The organism is Bradyrhizobium sp. (genome assembly GCF_030654605.1).
In the GTDB taxonomy this organism is placed as follows: Bacteria; Pseudomonadota; Alphaproteobacteria; order Rhizobiales; family Xanthobacteraceae; genus Bradyrhizobium.
In genome coordinates, this window is the sequence record NZ_JAURXB010000218.1 from 1 (window position 1) to 2,895 (window position 2,895).

General features: G+C 64.7%; 3 protein-coding genes. 2 read left to right on the forward strand and 1 reads right to left on the reverse strand.

Going from position 1 to position 2,895, the window contains the following annotated elements:
* A partial coding sequence (waaF, locus tag Q7U29_RS19680; protein WP_304744094.1) for a lipopolysaccharide heptosyltransferase II occupies positions 1 to 655 on the reverse strand: 655 nt, incomplete at its 3' end.
* A gap of 205 nt (positions 656 to 860) precedes the next feature.
* On the opposite strand from waaF, the gene rfaD reads away from it, so the two are divergent.
* Both rfaD and rfaE1 read left to right on the forward strand, forming a co-directional pair.
* The gene (gene rfaD / locus Q7U29_RS19685) at positions 861 to 1,841 is read left to right on the forward strand and encodes an ADP-glyceromanno-heptose 6-epimerase (protein ID WP_304744095.1); all 981 of its coding nucleotides are present in this window, start codon (positions 861 to 863) and stop codon (positions 1,839 to 1,841) included.
* A 23-nt stretch (positions 1,842 to 1,864) separates the two neighbouring features.
* On the forward strand, positions 1,865 to 2,895 hold a 1,031-nt coding region (rfaE1, locus tag Q7U29_RS19690), incomplete at its 3' end, for a D-glycero-beta-D-manno-heptose-7-phosphate kinase (protein WP_304744097.1).

Consider the following 2,895-nt stretch of genomic DNA (forward strand, 5'->3'; position numbering starts at 1 on the left):
GTTCGGCCAGCAGCCGGGCGGCCTCCGGATAGTAGGTCCAGCGCTTGGAGGCGCCGACCGAACCCGGTGCCAGTGCTATGGCGGGACCGGTGCCCAGCCCATGGGCCTGCCGCCAGCGGCCGGTTTCCTCGGCGGGAACCCTGAGCTGCGGCACCGGCCATTCCGGAGGCAGCGGCGCGCCGTCAGGCAGCGCCAGCGCCGCATTCTTGTCAATGAACCGGGGCAAGGCCTTCTCGCCCCAGCGCCATCGGTTGATCAGCCCGAACCTGGCTTCCCCGACAAACCCCACCCGTTCCGGGATGCCGGCCAGCGCGGGCGCTATCGCCGATTTCCAGGTGCGCGGCAGCACCAGCGCGGTGCCGTAGCCCCGGGCCCGCAGCTGCCGCGCCAGGCCCCATTGCCGGGCCACCGCGAGCCGGCTGCGCGGCAGGTCCCAGACCACCCCGGAGCGCACGCCGGGCATATAATCGACCAGCGGGGCGCACAGCGAGGTGACGAGCAGGTCTACCGGCCGATTGGGCCAGCGCTCCTTCAGGACCCGCACCACGGTGTGACCGCGGACAAAATCGCCGATCCACATATAGGGAACGATCAGGATCGGACGAGTGTCCGCCGCACCTTCCATCGCGATCCCATCTATTGAATCAAAGTTCATATCTTTGTGTCTGGGTCCGGCCACCCAAGGTCTTACTGTGCATGGGATTGTTTTCGCAATTTTGTGTTCGTCGGCTCCGTCGGTAACCGCTCCGCTTCCGTAGGTAAAGCCGCGCCCGCCGTCTTCACCACGCCCGATAACCCAAGTTGCCTGCCGGGCGGGACTGGGGCAAAGCTGGCATCCCACATCAAGGGCAGGGGACGGCATGCTGCTGGTGACCGGAGGCGCCGGTTTTATCGGATCGAACGTCGTGGCCGCGTTGAATGACGCCGGCCGCGCCGATGTCGCGGTATGCGATGTGCTCGGCCATGACGGCAAATGGCGCAATCTGGCCAAGCGCCAGCTCGCCGACTTCGTGCCGCCGGCCGAATTGGCCGACTGGCTCAAGGGCCGCCGGCTCGATGCCGTCATCCATCTCGGCGCAATCTCCGAGACCACGGCCACCGACGGCGATCTCGTCATCGAAACCAATTTCCGGCTGTCGATGCGGCTGCTCGACTGGTGCACGGCCAATTCGACGCCATTCATTTACGCCTCGTCGGCGGCGACCTATGGCGATGGCGCGCAGGGTTTTGCCGACGACCCGTCGTTGCCGGCGCTGAAGACGCTGCGGCCGATGAATCTGTATGGCTGGAGCAAACATTTGTTCGACATGGCCGTGGCCGAACGCGCGGCCAACGGCGAGCGGTTGCCGCCGCAATGGGCTGGCCTGAAATTCTTCAACGTGTTCGGCCCCAATGAATATCACAAGGGCACGATGATGAGCGTGCTGGCGCGGCGCTTCGACGACATCAAGGCCGGTAGCGCCGTGCAGCTGTTCAAATCCCACCGCGACGGCATCGCCGACGGCGACCAGCGGCGCGATTTTATCTATGTCGACGACGTGGTACGGGTGATGATGTGGCTGATGGCGACGCCCTCGGTCAGCGGCCTTTTCAACGTCGGCACCGGCACCGCGCGCAGTTTCAAGGACCTGATTCTGTCGGCCTATGCTGCGCTCGGCACGCCTGCGAATATCCAGTATGTCGACATGCCCGAGCAAATTCGCGGCAGCTACCAGTATTTCACCCAAAGCGAAGTCGATCGGCTGCAACGCGCCGGCTACAATGGCGGTTTCACGCCGCTGGAAGAGGCGGTTTCGGCTTACGTCGGCGATTTTCTCAATCGCCCTGACCGTTTCCGCTAGGGCGTAACAGATGACGAGAAAAAATGTTCGATTTTGAAGCCTTGTCGGATGCGATTGCCAGCCAGACGGTGCTCTGCGTCGGCGACCTCATGCTCGATGAATTCGTCTATGGCGAGGTCTCACGGATTTCGCCCGAAGCGCCCGCGCCGGTCATCGCCGTGCGGCGCAGCGAAACCAATATCGGCGGTGCCGGCAACGTCGCGCGCAACATCGCCTCACTCGGCGCGCGCTGCATCTTTGTCGGGCTGATTGGCGAGGACGATGCCGGCGCGGCGCTGAAATCCGCGCTTTCGCAGGAAAGCGGAATCGAGAGCGTGCTGGTCTCCGATCCGTCGCGGCCGACGACGCGAAAGGTGCGCTTCGTCTCCGAACATTTCTCCACCCACATGCTGCGTGCGGACTGGGAAGTGGCGCAGCCGGCTTCCGCAGGGATCGAACAGAAGCTGATCGACGCGATCCTGCCGCAGCTCGCCCGCGCGGACATCGTGCTGCTGTCCGACTATGCCAAGGGTGTGCTCACCGCGCGTGTGATCCGCAACGTCATCGACGCCGCGAAAAAACTCGGCAAGCGGGTGATCGTCGATCCCAAGAGCGCCAATTTCGCGATCTATCGCGGTGCGACGCTGCTCACGCCCAACCGCAAGGAATTTTCCGAGGCGACCCGCAGCCGCGCCGACACAGAAAAGAGCATCGCCGACGCGGCACAGGACGCGATGCAGCTGGCGGACTGCGAAGCCATCCTGGTGACGCAGAGCGAGCACGGCATGACGCTGGTGCCGCGCCATGGCGAGGCGATCCATGTGCCGGCGCATCCCGTCAAAGTGCGCGACGTCTCCGGCGCCGGCGACACCGTCGCCGCGGTGCTGGCAGTGACGCTGTCCGCCGGAGCCGATTGGGAAACCGCGTTGCGGATGGCGAATGCGGCGGCCGCCGTTGCCGTCAGCAAGAAGGGAACAGCAAGCGTCACGTCAGCCGAATTGCGGCGAAAAATCCTGCCGCATGCGTTCCTCGCGGCGGAAGAAAAAATCGTCGCGACGGGCGCCGGCCTCGAGGC